14 protein-coding genes and 1 CRISPR repeat array are annotated in these 16,909 nt (G+C 50.7%); of the genes, 5 read left to right on the top strand and 9 right to left on the bottom strand.

The features are described from left to right. From ileS to cas6e, 9 genes are all read right to left on the bottom strand, one after another. Positions 1 to 2,927: isoleucine--tRNA ligase (gene ileS, locus HMPREF0577_RS02570; RefSeq protein ID WP_036342408.1), on the bottom strand; the 2,927-nt coding region annotated here is incomplete at its 3' end. A gap of 394 nt (positions 2,928 to 3,321) precedes the next feature. Continuing rightward, a complete protein-coding gene (locus HMPREF0577_RS02565) occupies positions 3,322 to 3,837 on the bottom strand; it encodes a hypothetical protein (protein ID WP_004012088.1) in 516 nt (171 codons plus the stop codon). Between the two features lie 21 nt (positions 3,838 to 3,858). Next, complete coding sequence (locus HMPREF0577_RS02560; protein WP_004012087.1) at positions 3,859 to 4,335, bottom strand: hypothetical protein; 477 nt, start codon at positions 4,333 to 4,335, stop codon at positions 3,859 to 3,861. An 84-nt stretch (positions 4,336 to 4,419) separates the two neighbouring features. Next, the gene (locus HMPREF0577_RS02555) at positions 4,420 to 5,583 is read right to left on the bottom strand and encodes a DNA adenine methylase (protein WP_004012086.1); all 1,164 of its coding nucleotides are present in this window, start codon (positions 5,581 to 5,583) and stop codon (positions 4,420 to 4,422) included. Between the two features lie 310 nt (positions 5,584 to 5,893). Beyond that, positions 5,894 to 7,015, bottom strand: coding sequence for a Fic family protein (locus HMPREF0577_RS02550; RefSeq protein WP_004012085.1), 1,122 nt, complete (start codon positions 7,013 to 7,015; stop codon positions 5,894 to 5,896). A 208-nt stretch (positions 7,016 to 7,223) separates the two neighbouring features. Beyond that, positions 7,224 to 7,740: a CRISPR direct-repeat array (repeat unit 29 nt; unit sequence GGAATTACCCCCGCTGGCGCGGGGAAAAC). Between the two features lie 24 nt (positions 7,741 to 7,764). After that, complete coding sequence (cas2e, locus tag HMPREF0577_RS12040; protein ID WP_004012083.1) at positions 7,765 to 8,058, bottom strand: type I-E CRISPR-associated endoribonuclease Cas2e; 294 nt, start codon at positions 8,056 to 8,058, stop codon at positions 7,765 to 7,767. A gap of 21 nt (positions 8,059 to 8,079) precedes the next feature. Beyond that, positions 8,080 to 9,018 carry a type I-E CRISPR-associated endonuclease Cas1e gene (cas1e, locus tag HMPREF0577_RS02540; protein ID WP_004012082.1) on the bottom strand — a complete coding sequence of 313 codons (939 nt, stop codon included), beginning with the start codon at positions 9,016 to 9,018 and terminating at the stop codon, positions 8,080 to 8,082. Beyond that, the gene (locus HMPREF0577_RS02535) at positions 9,015 to 11,738 is read right to left on the bottom strand and encodes a CRISPR-associated helicase/endonuclease Cas3 (protein ID WP_004012081.1); all 2,724 of its coding nucleotides are present in this window, start codon (positions 11,736 to 11,738) and stop codon (positions 9,015 to 9,017) included. The genes cas1e and HMPREF0577_RS02535 overlap by 4 nt, the downstream gene beginning before the upstream one ends. A 12-nt stretch (positions 11,739 to 11,750) precedes the next feature. Further along, on the bottom strand, positions 11,751 to 12,419 hold the full coding sequence (cas6e, locus tag HMPREF0577_RS02530) for a type I-E CRISPR-associated protein Cas6/Cse3/CasE (protein ID WP_146742426.1): 669 nt from the start codon (positions 12,417 to 12,419) through the stop codon (positions 11,751 to 11,753). Positions 12,420 to 12,616: 197 nt separating this feature from the next. On the opposite strand from cas6e, the gene HMPREF0577_RS10550 reads away from it, so the two are divergent. The 5 genes from HMPREF0577_RS10550 to HMPREF0577_RS11540 all read left to right on the top strand — a co-directional run bounded on the left by HMPREF0577_RS10550 (position 12,617) and on the right by HMPREF0577_RS11540 (position 16,908). Then, positions 12,617 to 14,200 carry a type I-E CRISPR-associated protein Cse1/CasA gene (locus tag HMPREF0577_RS10550; protein ID WP_004012079.1) on the top strand — a complete coding sequence of 528 codons (1,584 nt, stop codon included), beginning with the start codon at positions 12,617 to 12,619 and terminating at the stop codon, positions 14,198 to 14,200. Continuing rightward, positions 14,201 to 14,806 (top strand): type I-E CRISPR-associated protein Cse2/CasB, encoded by a 606-nt coding sequence (locus HMPREF0577_RS02520; protein ID WP_004012078.1) that lies wholly within the window; start codon positions 14,201 to 14,203, stop codon positions 14,804 to 14,806. After that, positions 14,806 to 15,864, top strand: a complete 1,059-nt coding sequence (cas7e, locus tag HMPREF0577_RS02515; RefSeq protein WP_004012077.1) for a type I-E CRISPR-associated protein Cas7/Cse4/CasC — start codon at positions 14,806 to 14,808, stop codon at positions 15,862 to 15,864. The genes HMPREF0577_RS02520 and cas7e overlap by 1 nt, the downstream gene beginning before the upstream one ends. Beyond that, positions 15,861 to 16,598, top strand: a complete 738-nt coding sequence (gene cas5e / locus HMPREF0577_RS02510) for a type I-E CRISPR-associated protein Cas5/CasD (protein ID WP_004012076.1) — start codon at positions 15,861 to 15,863, stop codon at positions 16,596 to 16,598. The genes cas7e and cas5e overlap by 4 nt, the downstream gene beginning before the upstream one ends. A gap of 160 nt (positions 16,599 to 16,758) precedes the next feature. Then, positions 16,759 to 16,908, top strand: coding sequence for a hypothetical protein (locus HMPREF0577_RS11540; RefSeq protein WP_169305140.1), 150 nt, complete (start codon positions 16,759 to 16,761; stop codon positions 16,906 to 16,908). Position 16,909 lies beyond the last annotated feature (1 nt).

The raw sequence follows: 16,909 nt of genomic DNA, 5'->3' as shown, positions 1-16,909 counted from the left end.
TCCCCGTCCACGCAAACCCCCGGGAACACGACGGCATCCCCGTCCAGTTGCCAGGCTCCAGACTTTTGGGCGGCAAACAATTTGGAAGTCAGCTTGCGCACTTCCGGCGCGAAACCCTTCGGGTTCAAGGCCAACTCCTGGTGGGAGCGCAAACCAGAACCCTCCACGCCGATAACTTCGACGTTCTTCACGTTCACCTCCTCGGCAATAAGCCCCGCAAAATCGGCTAGCGCCTCATGAAGCGGGGAAACCACCCGCAACCAAGCCAGTGGCAAACGCACCCGCAACTTTTCAGCCTTACGCAAGCCGTGGGCGGCGGAAACAATACCGCGAACCTCGTTCATGGCTGCCACCAAATCCGAATCGTGCCCGGCCGCGTCCCAATCCGGGTAATCCGCCAAGTGTACCGAACGCTCCCCCGTCAGGCCACGCCAGATTTCCTCCGACACCAGGGGCAACATCGGCGCAATAGCGCGCATCAAGGCCTCTAACACGGTATAGAGCACATCGAAAGCCTGCGGATCTTCGTCCCAGAAACGCTGGCGCGAAATTCGAATGTACCAGTTGTTCAACAAATCCAGGAACGAACGCACCTTTTCACAAGCCTCTGGAATGTGGAAAGCATCCAGTTCCCCGCGCAAATCCCGGAACAGTTCGCGGGCGGCCGACAGCAAATACCTGTCCATAACCGGCAGACCAGACACCACCGCCGCGTCAAACACGTCAACCAGCTTCGCGTCATAACCCGCACCCTTGCTACACGTCCCGGCATAGAGCGTAAAGAAGTAGTACGCGTTCCACACCGGCAACAACACCTGGCGTACCGTGTCGTGAATACCCTTGTCGGTCACAATCAGGTTACCGCCGCTGACCACCGGGGAACTCATCAAGAACCAGCGCATCGCGTCCGCGCCGTACTTGTCAAAGACCTCTGACACATCCGGATAGTTACGCAAAGACTTGGACATTTTACGGCCATCATCACCCAACACAATCCCGTGCGAAACACAGTTCAAAAACGCCGGGCGGTCAAACAGAGCCGTGGCCAAGACATGCAGGGTATAGAACCAGCCGCGGGTTTGCCCAATGTATTCCACAATAAAGTGTCCGGGATAGTGGTGTTCGAACCAATCCTGGTTTTCAAATGGATAATGCACCTGAGCGTAGGGCATAGAACCGGATTCAAACCAGCAATCGAGCACTTCCGGGACACGGCGCATCATGGATTTCCCGGTCGGATCATCAGGATTCGGGCGCACCAGCTCGTCGATATACGGGCGGTGCAGGTTATCGACCTTCACCCCGAAATCGCGTTCCAACTCGGCGAAAGACCCGTACACGTCCACGCGTGGATACGCCGGATTATCGGATTTCCACACCGGAATCGGGGAACCCCAATAGCGGTTGCGCGAAATCGACCAATCGCGGGCGCCCGCCAGCCAGTTGCCAAAAATCCCGTCTTTGGTGTGAGCCGGGGTCCAGGTGATTTGCTGGTTCAGCTCTACCATGCGGTCGCGAAACGCGGTGACTTTCACGAACCACGATGACACGGCCTTGTAAATCAGGGGTTCCCGGCAACGCCAGCAGTGCGGATAGGAGTGCTCGTAGGATGCCGCACGCACCAGCCGTGCCCGCACCTCCGCCGGACGCGCCGCAATCGGGCCAGTCACATCACGCAGGTCTGCAATGATATACCTATTGGCTTCGAACACGTTTTTACCCGCGTAATCCGTGACGTCCTCGGTTAAACGGCCTTCATCGTCTACCGGCACCACGATGCCGATTTTGTTGACAGCACAGACATTCATATCGTCCTCGCCGAAAGCCGGAGCCAGGTGCACCAGGCCGGTACCATCTGTGGTGGACACGAAGTCAGCGGCAATGATGGTCCACGCATTGGAGCCCGGTCCGACGTGTCCCGCCTCGTCCGCAGTGCCATCAGCGACACCAGCGGCTTTCGCGGCTTCGAAGTACGAGAAAATCGGAGCATACCCGACCCCGACCAGCTCCGAGCCGGGAAATGGCGCGGAAACCTCTGGATCATCGCCCAATTCCTTGGTGTAAGCCGATACCAGCGCCTCGGCCAAAATCACGGTTTCGCCCGCCAAATCACCGGTTTTGGGGGTGACGCGCACATAGTCGATGTCCGGTCCCACCGCAACCGCCAGGTTAGATGGCAAAGTCCAAGGAGTTGTGGTCCAAATCAACGCTAACTCACCGGTTTCCAGGCGCAAGCCCACCGTCACGGTTTGGTCGGTGCGGTTTTGATAGATGTCATCATCCATCTTTAGCTCGTGGTTCGACAAGGGGGTACCGTCATTCCAACAGTACGGCAACACCTTGTAACCTTCGTAAATCAGACCCTTGTCATAGAGCGTCTTGAAAGCCCAAATCACGGATTCCATAAAGGTGGGATCCAAGGTCTTGTAGTCGTTATCGAAATCGACCCAACGCGCCTGGCGAGTGACCTGTTCTTCCCATTCTTTGGTGTATTTCAAAACGGAGTCGCGACACGCCTGGTTGAAAGCCTTGATTCCCATCGCGCCTTCGCCTTCAATCTGGGATTTATCCTCGATTCCCAGAATGCGTTCGGCTTCTAGTTCGGCGGGCAGACCGTGGGTATCCCAACCAAAACGACGTTCGACCCGATACCCCCGCATGGTTTCATAGCGCCCCACGATGTCTTTGACATACCCGGTCAGCAGGTGCCCATAGTGGGGCAGGCCGTTCGCAAAGGGCGGCCCGTCATAGAACACGAATTCGTTGGAACCATTTTTCCCGGCGTCACGCTGGTCAATGCTGGCTTGAAAGGTGTCATCAGCCTTCCAATACGCCAGGGTTTCCGTTTCTTGGGTGGGGAAATCCGGAGAGGAAGGGACACTGCTTTTTCGGTGTTTGGGGTAAAACCCGCGCTTGGTTTCGCTCATTTCGTCCTCGCTGGTCGTGTTGGTCACGAGGACGCCCGTCACTGTTTGCGGCGCGCGCGGTACCACCTCGCTTGCTCGCTGCCGGGTCTGGTTTTGATGGTGAGTTCATGAGGCGCCACCCGGTATTCCCGGCGGCGTTCATGTCCCGCGCCCATCTGGTTTCGGGTTCATGAGGTGCTTGCCGGTTTCCCTGGCAAAGGTTTCAAGTCCCGAACTTGCCCAGTTTCTGGAAGCGAGCCGCTTCCTTCGGGATGATTACGGATCCGACCCGTCGGATTCTAGTGAGCGTGGCCTACCCAGGCAGGCGGGTACCGCTGTTCTTTCCGAGGCTCCCCGGTGATTCCCGCGAGATTTTCGCTGGCACCTCATGAATCGTAAAGACCCAGGTGAGCTGCTAACACAAGCCGCGCGGCCGGTTCAACGCCGTGCCCCCAACTGTAGCGCATGTTCCCCGCGCTACGCAAAACTGCCACTCCGAAAAACTAAGCACTGCGCGAACGTCACTACGGAAAAGCACTGATACGTTGGATTTAATTTGAGACTGTTTGATAAATCCGTGCAGCACTTCAGGCGCGTCTACCGGCCCGACAACTTGAGCTAACAATTCTATGGCTTCTTTTTCGGTCATTGGTTCGTTCGAATAAGCCTCTTGCATATATGAATTGTTTTCGCACAGTCTCTTCGGTTTTATAGGTTGTTCCTCACCTTCTAATCGTCTACAAATGCCGATGAGCATCAGGCTAAGTTCTGTTTCTTTTTCGCCGTAGGTCATACTTTGAGCCAGGTATGCCCAATAGGGTTTATCGTTTCTGTATTGAACGCTTCCAACTAGAGTCATAACGAGTTCCTTAAGTCGCGTAACTTCGGATTCCAGCTGGTCAATTCGCGTTTTAAGCTTTTCTTCTTCCATAAAGTACACACGCTTTAAAATCTAAAGCACTACTGCTGAAACTAGCGCAGTTACCGCGTCAGATATGACCATTGCATTACTGTGGCCTAATGGCCTTAGAGCATAGAGCAGTTTTTCTTTCACTACATGTTCAGCTAAATCAGGTATTCTAGCCACACCGTCTATCGCGTCGGCAACAAAATCTAAATTCTTACTCAATACTTTTACGGCTTGTTTATCCAACGCCTTGCCGGCGAATTTAATAAGCTTCTCACTTCCACCCCGGAGCCCAGAGGCTATGTCCTTTAAGGTAGTCTTAATAGCGAAGGATTTTGCACCACGGGTCTCAAAGGAATGGCCACCCTGGTTATTACCACTATTTGATTCAGATAGCACATGAGATAATTTCTCTTGGCTACTTAGTGTGGAGTTCGCTGCAAATGCCGTTCCCGGAAAGCTTACAGTGCAAACTGCAAGTACCAGGGCGGTAAATAGTGAGGTTAGGCGAATTTTGCGCATTATTTACCCCTTCTTAGATGTGTGAAGAGTCTACATCATTATTATACTATAATATGATTTACAATTGCATGCTCTGCCACTATTTTAGACATGCACCGTGGTGCCCAGCGAGGCGAAGTCGTCGCGAACAGCGGAGACGACTTCGCGGGAGCCGCCAACGAATACGTATTCGAGGTTGCGCAAATGGCTGATTTTCCCGACGCGCTGACCGGTGGGACTGTAGATGCCAATCTGGGCTCCCACGTAGCGTTTGGAGTCAAAAGCCAAGGCGGTGGCATCCTCGAAACGTGCTGCGACCAGCGCGAACAGCTCCTCGAAATCCACCCAGGCTTCATTGTTATACGAGAGCACCAGGGTCTGACACGGCACGGTGGCTACCAAATCCGCCAGGGCTTGCGGCATTTCACGCCGACGATTGTAGGGCGAATGCGTGTCAGGGTCGCGGGCATCGGCACGCTTGCACGCCACCCCGTAGGCCTCGGGCGCATCCCAGCGCACCAGAGTTTCCCAAATGTGATAGTTCGTGAAGTATCGGTGCTGGTTGTACGGCGGATCGAGGTACACCAGGTCAAATTCCGGCAGTGCGTCTTCGCGCGCGGCACCCAGCCCAGCACCCACCTGCGCACCGCCGCCGCAACCAGTACCACCCAGATTGACACCGCCGTGCCTAGCCAAGCACCCGGCTAGTTCATTCGCATCCGCGCGCCAAGTCCATCCGCTGCCATCGAGCAGTTCTGGCACCCGCAACTCCAGGTCGTTGTACGCGCGCGGTGCCCAGGTTTTCAGGTAGGCCATCTGCTGGCCGGTGGTGGAATCGACCCGGTCGGCGGCTTCCATCAGGGAGGTCAACAGCACGGGATACAGCGGGGTGCCGGCGTATTCGGTCTCGATGCGTTCGCGGATGGCATCGATGCGCGCCCCGTTTTTAGGTTGGAAAAATCTTGATTTCACGCAAAAGGTTTCGGTGAAATATCCGGGGCGTGCTGGGGTGTCCGCCAGATCTTTCAGGATTTCGCGCAGGTTGCGGAAATCGATGTCACGCGCATTAGTTTTGATATAGCAATCCGCCAAGATTTTCGCGTAAGTCGCAGTGTCATTAGCCCCGGTGACAATCCCGGCTTCTTTGAAGGCCTGGGCGACGCGGGTAGTGCCGGTGAACATGTCCAAAGCCGTCGTGGCACCGGACAATCTCGCGATGTTTTGCAGCGCGGGCACGAGGGTGCGTTTCGATCCCAGGTACTTTATCACCCTGCTACCCTAAGGCATCGAGTCGCCTCGCCCCGGGACAAACACTCGTTTTTCTCGGATTTTCGCCGCTGTTGCCCCTGTCAGCCGCGTCGTTGTCCTCGTTTGCCCTGCTTTTCGCTGTCCTGCCCCGCTCTCGCAGCTCACTTCATCCGCATGTTTCTCCGTTGTCCTTGTTTGCCTCGCTGCTCGCTTCGCCAAAACCGCCTGTTTCGTCGTGTTGTTTCCCCCATTTTTGCCTCGGTTTCATGAGGTGCCATCCGGAACCACGGCTACAACACTAAAATCCACCGCCATTGGGTAACTGTCGGTTTTAGGCAGAGGTGCGGAAGCGGTATTTCCCTTTGCCGTGTCCGGAAATCGTTTCGATAACACCGTTCTCCAACAGTTGTTTGAGCAGTTCAGAGCCTCTGGATGCCTTTATACCAAGGATCCGCATCACCTCTGCGCGACCGAAAATTTCCTGACCGGGGAACGCCTCGCGCAGCCTCATGGCTTGCTGGGCAGCTTTGGTTGACAGCGCATCCGCAATATCCGGTTTCTCTTCATCAATGTCCGGTTTCCCGCTGTCAATGTCCGGTTTATTCGCCTCAATATCCGGTTTCCTGATTACTTTTGAGCCCAGACTCACGTGCAATGTCCGGTTTCGCAAGGGATGCTTTTCACCGGACAGGAGGTTGCGCAAAAACAGTTCCAGGTATTCCGTGGTGGCGTGAACCTCGTTCTTCAGGTCGCTATAGTTCGCCCGCACCAACGCATTGCGGAAATACCAGGCATTTTCAGCGAAAATATCGTTGGTCACCTCGAAGCCCAGAGTGCGCAGATACTTGATAAAGAACACCGCCGTGGTTCTGGTGTTGCCTTCGGCGAATACGTGAATCTGCCACAAACGGGACACGAACACCGCCAGGTGGGCAACAATCTCGTCCAGCGACAACCCCCGATAGGAAAACTGTCTCTCTTCGGAAAAGTCATATTCCAGGGTGGCCTCCAACTCGGTGGCGCTGCCGTAGAGCACCGTGGCACCGTTCAACACCCATTCTTTCTTGGTGATGTTGTAATCGCGCATCTGTCCCGCGTGCGGGTAAATCCCGCTAAACAGTCTACGGTGAATCCCCAGGTATTCGCCCGGGGTGAAACTAAAGGCTTTTTCGGACAGCAACGCGGCGATTCGCGCTGAAACCTTGTCGGCCTCTTCCACCCGACTGGGAGCATCCCCAACAGGTTTTGCCGCATAATACGCGTCTAAAAGCGCATTTGCCTCGGTAAAGGTTATCTCGCCTTCGATGTTTCTAATCGCGGTGTGTGCCAGGTAATCCGAGGTTTTCAGCCCATCAACGGCTTGCAAGCCGATGGCGGTATGCCACGCATAGCCTTTATACTGCCTGTCCGGTTCAACTTCCCGGAGGTATTCCTTGAACGGGTCTGTCTCCACCTGGCACCTCCTCTGCTCCCTATTTTACAAAAGACTTCGCCCCGCTCGCCTTTGTTCCCCCGGCTTCATGAGGTGCCATCCGGAGTTCCACCCGCAATCTTGAATGCCGCGCTGGCAGGATTTCTGAATTCTGGGGTTGGCCGCAAGTTGTTGACAGGTTGGTTGTTTAGGCTGCCTGTTTCCAGGCGGTCTGAACTGGTCCGCTGTAGGAATTACCCCCGCTGGCGCGGGGAAAACGGCTTACCCCCAGGTGAGCCGCGAGAACCATAGGAATTACCCCCGCTGGCGCGGGGAAAACCCGGAAGTAACTCCCCAGGCACACTTCGACCAGGAATTACCCCCGCTGGCGCGGGGAAAACCCGGAAGTAACTCCCCAGGCACACTTCGACCAGGAATTACCCCCGCTGGCGCGGGGAAAACAAATCCAGTTTTTGCAAACCCAGGACTTCAATGGAATTACCCCCGCTGGCGCGGGGAAAACCAGCGGCCTAGACGGACCCGCTTCCCCGAACTGGAATTACCCCCGCTGGCGCGGGGAAAACTGCTTAGTGCGCTCCAGCTGTTTATGGTCGATGGAATTACCCCCGCTGGCGCGGGGAAAACTCAGAACTACGGTTAAACACACAAAACCTACTGGAATTACCCCCGCTGGCGCGGGGAAAACCGATGGCATTCGCCGCCCTGCCACCATTCCTCGGAATTACCCCCGCTGGCGCGGGGAAAACACTTAGCCACCTGTAATTTTAGCGCTAGAATTCAAAATTCCTAGCCATTTCACCTAGCCACAATCCATCGAAACAACGTACTCGGTGCTGCCTCGGACTGTAAGCACGCACAGAAAATCCCTGTTCAAATCTCACATCCGATTGTACCAAAGTGAGAGAGCCTTCCTTCCCAACTTTCCGACATCTTTCCCACAGCGCATCAGCAACCCGAGGCGTGATTTTTCCAACGTAAACTCCCATGTTCACTTCGGTTAAAAACCGCGACAAATAACCATGCAAATGTTCTGGAACAGCAGTTGCGGTCAAAATTACAAACATATTCTCCCTCTATCGCCATCATTAATTGCTATAATCTTTATGTCCTGGCACTTCACCAGACTCATCAATCAACCTGTCATCCTTTATTGTAGGAAGGTATGGCTCCAAAACATTCATCAAGATCGAAATCATGTTTTCTAATACATTTTGTTCATAGATAAACCTTCGCATTTCCTTTCGAGCGAACTTTAGTGGTTCATCCTTACTCACGCTACGAAATGAAATAGGCAACGCTGCATTGGGCTTATAGAGATCCGCTACATCAAACAACAACGACCGTATGTCACCACGATGGATAATTCCCAGCGCCGGATTAACCCCTAATGCCGCACAGGCAGAAGCTGCACACCCATACAAAATGCCGTTCACCAAGTTCAAGGCTTGGTTCAAAACGTCTTCTCCTCCTGTGTCTCGCCGAAATCCATTCACTTTAAATTCTCTAGACAGTTCTCGGTATCGTTTTTTTATCAGGCTTCCCTCGAGCCCACGCATTTGGCTGATAGTCAGTTCACGTTCTATATCAATACCTAGCTGTCGTTTATACAAAAACTTGGCAGCTTTGCGAGCATTGCGTTCATCTGCTACTAAGTGAGCCTGAGCAATCGCCCATCTCGACGAGCTGGTCAGCGCCATAGCATGGGAGTAGTAAGGGCATCCGCCTCCCCCACTGAATATCACCGTCAAACCAGCACGGCTACACGATGCCATTGCCGGTTGTGTGATAGAAGTTCCTGGACCGAGAAACAAAACGGCTAATCCTGCCACTGGAATCTGGATTATTCGTTTTAGCGGCTCCCTATCTTCAGAATCATGGTTACCCTCGCTAATAGCTGCCACACCCGTGTGGTTCTGAATTACCTGGCAATACTCCAAATAAAGATATGATACCCGATCTTCCAAGCGTATCTGTTCGCTGACCGGAATTTTGGCGAATATCAAAGCATCATCTGAGTAAGTCAACTCATAGCCTTCCCTAGAGTTCTATTTCTTAATAGCTGTAATCCGAAGAGAGTGTCATAAGTAAAATCATCGCCTAGACGCACTACTTGTCTTCCTCGCAACAAGGGTGTTGTTTCCTCGCCTAAAACAGGATACTGCTCAACTTTTTCTCGTAAAACCTTTATCATCTTGGCCGATGAAACATTGATTTGGGCTCGCAAGGCTTCTTTAATTCTAGAGCTAGGCATACCATTTCTGTCAACACGCAACGAACGCAGTTCTTCCACAGTCCCGTTGAATGCCCCGGGCGCGTCACTTCCCTCACCCAAAATAATAAGTTGCCGATTTTCCCTTTCTATACTGCGGGTTCGAGGTGATTCACCTTCTGCGTTTTCTCCATCTTGCCATGTCAAGTGCCGGAGGGCGTCCATTCGTGCTTCCCCCCGATAAAACATCGGCCAGCTATTAATCCACTGCGTAGCCTTCTGCTGTTCCTGCAGTATAGAGGCATACTCATCAAAGTCTTCTGCATCTTCCAATTCCTCAGCAGAGACCCACGATTGTTCTACAAAGCTCTGGATATCGTTCGGAGCAACAATGGCTCCCCTATGTCCTCTCAGCCACTTGCAGGTACGCCGTAATGGAGAATATAGATAGGGTATCCACCATTTTTCCTGATATCCTGCATTTTCATCTATGAGCATGCCAGCTACTATCTGTACTTGCATTGCCGACATCCCAGGAATTCGCTGTTCACGTTTAGTATCTTGTCTTCGCCAGGCTCGCCCAAAACGTTGCAGCAACGACGGAGCTGGTGCTAAGTCGGTCGATATCAAGTCCAAGTCAATATCCAATGACGCTTCTATAGCTTGCGTACCAACCACTACCAATCCTTCTGCGTTTCCTCTCGGCCCCAACGCATTGAATAATGCTTCTTCAACCTCACTACGGTGTTTGGCTGTCAATCGGGAATGCAGCACCATCACGTTACAGCCGAGTTTCAACAGTCCTCCAGCGATTTCTTGTGCTCTGTCGATGGTATTTACGAAAACACCTAACCTTGCTTTTGGATACTTTTCGTGAATTTGCTTAGCCCAGTCTATATGTGCTTCGGATATGTTAGAAACTTCTTTCAAATCATAATTAATCTGGTACTGATCCCGATTTATATCAATCTTCAGAGCAGATACTTTCACTTTCCCGCCTACACTGACGCTAGCAGTTGCCGGAAAATCATACTCCTCAATACGAGTTGTGTTTTCGTGGCTCAGATTACCTGTATAAGCATTAGTTAACTGTTCCAAGTGTTCATGAGGCATGGTCGCGGACAATAACGTTACTCTGGTTCCGGTTCTGCCCAGCCAAGTCATGAGGGGTTCAATCAGTCTTGTTTGATAAGGACTAAGTGTGTGAACTTCATCCATAACTACATGCGAATTCGCCAAGGCTAGCAGCCGCAAAGCTGTCCATTTCATGGGCAGTGATGCCATAACCGCTTGGTCTACAGTAGCGACCACAACCGGGGCAAGTAACCGCGCTGATTTCTGTCTCACAAACTCCGTGGGATACAAACCCCGAGCAGACACATCACCCGTATCGGTAGAATCGTCTCGATGCTCCGTCACCGTAATTTTTTGACTATAAAAATTCTCCAATATTGCCATACCATGAGCCAAAGTCCCCACATTACTAGTGTTTTGGAAGGCCTCCTGGAGCCGTCGCATCATGGCATTAGTAGTTGCTTGCGTGGGCAACAGGAATATCAGACGTTCCGAAGCATTTGCATGACGTAATAGCGCCGCCTCAGTTTTGCCCGAACCAGTAGCAGACATGATAGTCAGCATCCCATCACCAGAATTCTGGGCAATCTTCTGTGCAGGTCGTGGATTCCAGCACCCCAACAAAGTTTCCTGAGCATTACTAAGCGGCTCAAATATACCTAAGAGTAACTTGACCCGATTCAGCATTTTCTGGAAAATATATGATTTCCATTCATCTGGGTTGTCCAGACTGATGCTCCCAGATTTAAGGGCAGCAGCTTGTTCCGCAACCCAGTCATCTCCAGAGGATAGACGATCCGCCACAGTCACCAAGCCGGTTAGCAGCATGAGTGAAATGGGTGAAATCACTCGCGGGAGATCTGCAATATGCAGCCCACAAAATCGTTCTATTAGTGAGGTGGAGTCCTCCCGAACTGTTTTCCACACTCCAGAACGCAGGAGCTTTGTAGAGTCAATCTGTCGCTCATCATCAGATTTTGTTTCCCTGAAAAAGGTGCCATGATGTCCTGCCACCACAGCAGCCAACCAATGCTCCGTAACGCGGTCTTTGAATAGTTTTGATTCATCACCAAATAAATCAAGGGCGCCAACCTGTTCGTGACGGCGCACCGAAGGTCTATTAGCCTCCCTTCGCTTTACATCAATAAAATATTCTGTATTTGCAAATTGATTGAAATGCTCTCTAATTACCGGTAAGTCTTTATTTGTCTCATACGCAGCCTGTTGACCTTGAAATACCGGATTTCCCTTACCCAAATCGTGTAATCCCGCAACCAGAGATACTACCTGAAGGACGCTTTCACCAAAATCATTTTTGAGGATTTCCTGCAGTCCAGGTCGCAGCCAGTAATCAAAAACAATCTCAGCGCAAACTGCGGTATCGTATAGGTGAGCCAGTAAGGGATAGAACCCGTAGTTTTTAGAATATTTACCCCAAATCTGTTCTTGAATTGATGACATTCTAATACTCCGTCACAACTGCTTTACTGATAAAAGCCCACAGCCATAGGATTTGGCACGACCTACACCACTTCGAAGCATCTTATTCAGAGTTTTCGCATCACCAACGCAAGCTACCCCATCAACCAAGTCAATGACGATTCTTTTAATCTTCGATATGTCTTGGTTCGGATAGCCATCACCAATGATTTCACGCTGCGCGTTGATAATATTTACTTCAGCTAAGCCCGGGGAAAGTTTTTGCGAAAGCCAAGTTTCCAGGCTTGCCGCACTCTCAGCGGGTTCCTTCCCAAAGGGTGCAACCGTAGTGGTTCTTGCAGGTTGGCCGTCTTTTCCTTGAGAATGTCGAATCACCGGGTTAACGGCCAAACGAAATGAAACAGGCGTTCCTTCGCCTAGCTCTGGAAACGTGTAACCTAGCGGTTCTACCCCTTTTGGAAGTTTATCCACTGCAGGCGAAATATCCGACTGCACCACGAAACGCGGAGCCAACCCTGGCAGAGTTTCTAAGCGGAAAAGAATGCTGGCAGCGGCACGCGGATTCTGTTCCCCCTCAAACTCAGGGAACAAATCCATCACAGCACGATGCCGGAAATCCGGAGTCTTGAATACACATGTTAGTTTGGCTCGAAACTCTGGTTTCACCAGCATATGCGCTGGTACTAGTGTGATGTAGACCACTGTATCCTCCCTGCTAGAATGGCTATCAACTTCCCCAAGAGCTTGGGGGTAATTCTGTTGTGTAGTGCTAGTATATTTTTCCCCGTTCCGGCAGGGTAACCATATGTTTATATTATCACCTCTTGACAAAAAAGTCAACTTTGTATATTATCAAAGTGTAAAGTGGTGCGCAAATCCAGAACTGACGAGGAGGAAGAATGGCTATCAACGCGTTGAAGGACATCGCTTGGATTCCCACTGCTAGGGGAAGAATGACTGCACGTGATGTTCTCTGCTCCTCTGCAACTGTGCCCAACAACTCTTCACGAAATACTTTATCTACGCAAGATCTTCTCATAAATCCAGGGTTTTCCGCAGGCTCTTCGTTACGAATTCTGCGCGATATAGCGGTTCTGGCTGAGCGAATTCGTAAACAAAAGGGTAGCAAAGTAGCACCCGAAGAACCCGATATTGATGCTATCGATGAGGCTATCGAGTCCTTGGCTCCCTACTGCAATCCACTAAATGCGGATTACCCCTTTCTGCAACGCCAAGTCATTAGTGGCCAAGAAACAGATGGAGCACCAAAGAAACTCTCCCCCGCCATGGCTCCAGATTCTGCAGAAGCTTTCTGGAAAATGAGTTTCACATTTGCAAATCAGCTAAGTCTTGATAAGGCTTTACTATGGTTGGCCATTAATCACCACTACTCTTTAGCTGGAAACAATCAGTACGATGGGGAAAAGTGCGCTATGGGGGCACCTGGCATCAGATTCCTGGGTGTAGATAAGAAGAAGGATGTAGGGAAAACCATTACTGAAGTGTTCTTCATTAAGGACAGTATCTATGAAACTTTGTTGATGAATATTCCTATAGATTGGCTTGAATGCAACGATTTTCCGGCCTGGGCTCTGCGTAATCCAGAATCTCTGGGCAAGGATCATCCTTTGTGGGATGCTAGCTGGAGCTCGAACACCGCAGTTTGCGTTTGGGAAGGAAATATGTTGACAAGCGCAAAACCCTGTGGCATACCTAGGCATTGGTATTCACAAGCTCATGGAGTATGCCCTTCTGCTAAGAAGGATAAAGCCGCTAAAGAACAGGAGAATGCTCGAAAGAAATCGTGGTGGGATAACCGCAATACTAGGGATCCCCTATATTTATATACTCCAAACAAAGACGGCATTTTGAAACCGCAGCGGCTGGACTTCGGCCGAGACGCAACAGACTTAGCAGTCCATTGGAATGCGGAACAAAATCCGCAGTATATGGAATACTCCTCTACTACGCGCATACTTCATCATGATGCCGAGTCATACTTATGTTTCTTGCGCCACCAATTAGGAGGCACGCCATCTTCTCCTGTGATTCGAGCCTCAGAAGTGTTGATTCCAGACGATAATTCCCTGTGGTCACCCCACAAAGACTTATACGAGATTGCTGAAATGTACGCGAACGTGGTTCTTGATATGCAAAAAAAATTAGTGTTTTGTTTCGGAAAACCTACACAACCAAACATTCCTACCCTGTCTAACTTGGGCTTTCTTCGTGGGGATGTTTCAACCGCGTTCTGGAGGCATATTCGACCTATTTTTGAAAATTCTATGCGAGAGAATCAATTAGAAGACGAAAATAATTATTCCGAGATATTGAAGGCAACTCAAAAAGCTACCATGTCTGCTTTTGATGAAGTCACGTTACCGTATGCGCAATCTATGGTGCCAGAAGTTACAACCACACACCAGTATCTACGAGAAAAACTAGGGAAAATCGTAAACGTTGCACTTGAAGGGATGAAATAAATGTCTAAAGATGAACCATGGAAAACCTTAGTTAGCGAAGTTCTTCGCCGCCGTAACGAAAAGAATTACCGTTCAACTTTGGCTGCACTAAAGCGAGGACGGAGTACTTACACAGAAAATGCAGCATATCCATTTGTGCTTCCCTATTCCGAGGGAGTACCAGAAAAGGCGCTGTTGAGAGGAGTTTCCTTGATAGCGGACTTTCCCGAGATACCGCAGGTAGAAAAAGGGGAAGACGAAGAAAAAAAACCAGTATATACACCACTCGGAGAAAGTTTTGCGCTCACTTCCAAGTCTCTAGCGTACACCAGAGGTGCCAAAATTGAATTCGATAAACCGGACGCAATTGCCCAAAGGCTGAGATTTTTGCCAAACCTAGGTTTAGAGAATGCCGCTTTGACTCTCCGTTCAATCTTGAAGTTTGTCGAGAAATATGATCACCCCATAGATTGGTACCAGCTTGTCCAGCTCCTCACGCACTGGGGAAAGGGAGTTTCCGTTTCCTCGCAAAAATCTCGGAACCGCGTATTACACGACTACTATGTTAACCTTCGCCCCTATTCATCAGACAATTCAAACGAAACACCTAATGGAGAGGAAAAATAATGTCCAACATACTTACTATCCACATCCTAAATTCTATCCCCTGGTCCAATCTGAACCGTGATGACACTGGAACTCCAAAGCGTCTAATCCAGGGTGGCGTATTGCGTGGCCAGCTTTCATCACAGTCTATAAAACGTGCAGCTCGCTCTGCCTATGAAAATGTTTCTCAAGATATTTCGGTTCGTTCCGGAAATCTAGCAGAAATGGTTACCGAAAGAGCGCTAGAGCTAAATCCTAAAGGAAATAAAAAGGATTTTCTTAAGAGTGCAAAAAAAGCCATTGGAGCACTAACAAAAAACGACGATTCCTCTAAAAAGCGTGACTCTGCTCGATCTACATGGCTATCTGGAGAAGAGCTGGAAGCGTGCGCTAAGGCTATAGCACAAGGTAAAAACCCAGAATTTATGGAAGCAGGAAAAACAGGTTCACTAGCAATTGCTGCTTTCGGTCGCATGTTTGCTTCCGCCCCTGGAATGAACACTGAATCCGCCATCGCAGTTTCCCCTGCGGTATCAACACACCAAGCAATTATTGAAACGGATTACTACAACACTACCGATGACGCGCCTTTGCAACATCAAGGAGCAGGTGCAACTTTCTTGGGTATGGCGCTTTACACTAGCGGCTGTTTCTATCGCACCGTCACCATCGACAAAGCGCAGCTACGCAAGTCCTGGACCGGATTTGATAGTGAGTCCGCCCACGAGAACCTTGCAGCTATGGTGGATGCCCTCATCTATGCCCTACCTAGAGGTAAAAAGAACAGCACCGCCCCATACGTTATGCCGGCACTGCTGTTGGCCGAGGAACAGGCACATCGCATCGCTTATGATTTCGAAAAACCAATTCAGGCTAGTAACGAAGGCGGATTCATCGGCGCGACTGTTGACGAGCTCTTGAAGCAGTACCAATCCGCACGCCGTTTTGACCCTGACAACTTTGCAGGAGTGAATGCTATCTCTGGTACCTGTGAAGAAAAAGATATTGCCGGTTTCAACCTGAAATACAGCAATAAAAGCGACTTCATAAATAAAATCGTGGACTGGATTCAGGCATGACTTCTGTATACATTCGTCTGGCCGGGCCGCTGCAAAGCTGGGCTGGAGCAAAGGTTAGCGGCAATATTAGTCACACCCAGGACTACCCCACACGCGGTAGTCTTGAGGGGCTGGTTGCTGCCTGTTTAGGGTGTCCACGAGGGAAATACCCCCTGTGGTTTCAGGATTTGCAGTTCGCGGTGCGTGTAGATAGCCCGGGGCGTATCTGTGATGATTACCAAACCATTGGGGTAAGGGATGAAGACATGCAAGTTGCCACGAGACTGCTGACGTTGTTGACCGGAAAACGAGCAACTAATAGAGGCCTAGCTTTTATTCCGGATGCCCAAGGAAAAACCACTATTGTGCGTCGCACGCTGCTGGCAGATGCCGAATTTATAGTCCAGATTCAGTGCGAAGGACATTTAGAGCAATTAGACCAAGCCATAAGCGACCCTACATTTGTCTCCTACCTAGGACGCAAAGCCTTTGCACCTGGTTTCCCCTTCTACCTCGGAATCGGTGAAGACAGTGCTATAGATACCTTGCCTGTCTTTGACAAGGGCAGACTCGAATCCAGTTACTACCAGGAAAAACCCGAGCCTACCGCCGAATCCGAAATCAAGTCTAGAACCCTTTACCGACTCAGTTCAATCCACACGACCCAGGAAACTATACACCCACCGTTGGAATACTGTCGGAAAAAATGGCTGGAAACAATTAGCGAACAGCTACGCCGGAGAGCCACAGTCTAAAAGGTTGCAGTGCAGAACACGTTTCCACGCTTAGGAGCCGCCCCTACCAACGCAGGTGAGCTCAGGGCAGAATTCGCGCGGGACAACAAGACTGAGTTCCACAATTTCGTAGTGAAGTGTCCCGTGTTTTGTTTCTAGGTTTTTTTGAGAGGGTTGTTTTATGTCTAGGAATTATTCGCAGGGGTTTAGGGATCGTGCTGTGGGGCTGGTGTTTGATCGGCTTCGAGACGGTTCTGGGGTTTTGAGATGGGTGGTTATCAGTGATATCGGATTGAAACTCGGTGTCAGCCGGGAATCACTGCGCCGCTGAG

This window comes from Mobiluncus mulieris ATCC 35243 (assembly GCF_000160615.1).
In the GTDB taxonomy this organism is placed as follows: Bacteria; Actinomycetota; Actinomycetes; order Actinomycetales; family Actinomycetaceae; genus Mobiluncus; species Mobiluncus mulieris.
Note: the sequence above shows the minus strand (reverse complement) of the source record. Positions and strands in the feature narration are given on the sequence as shown.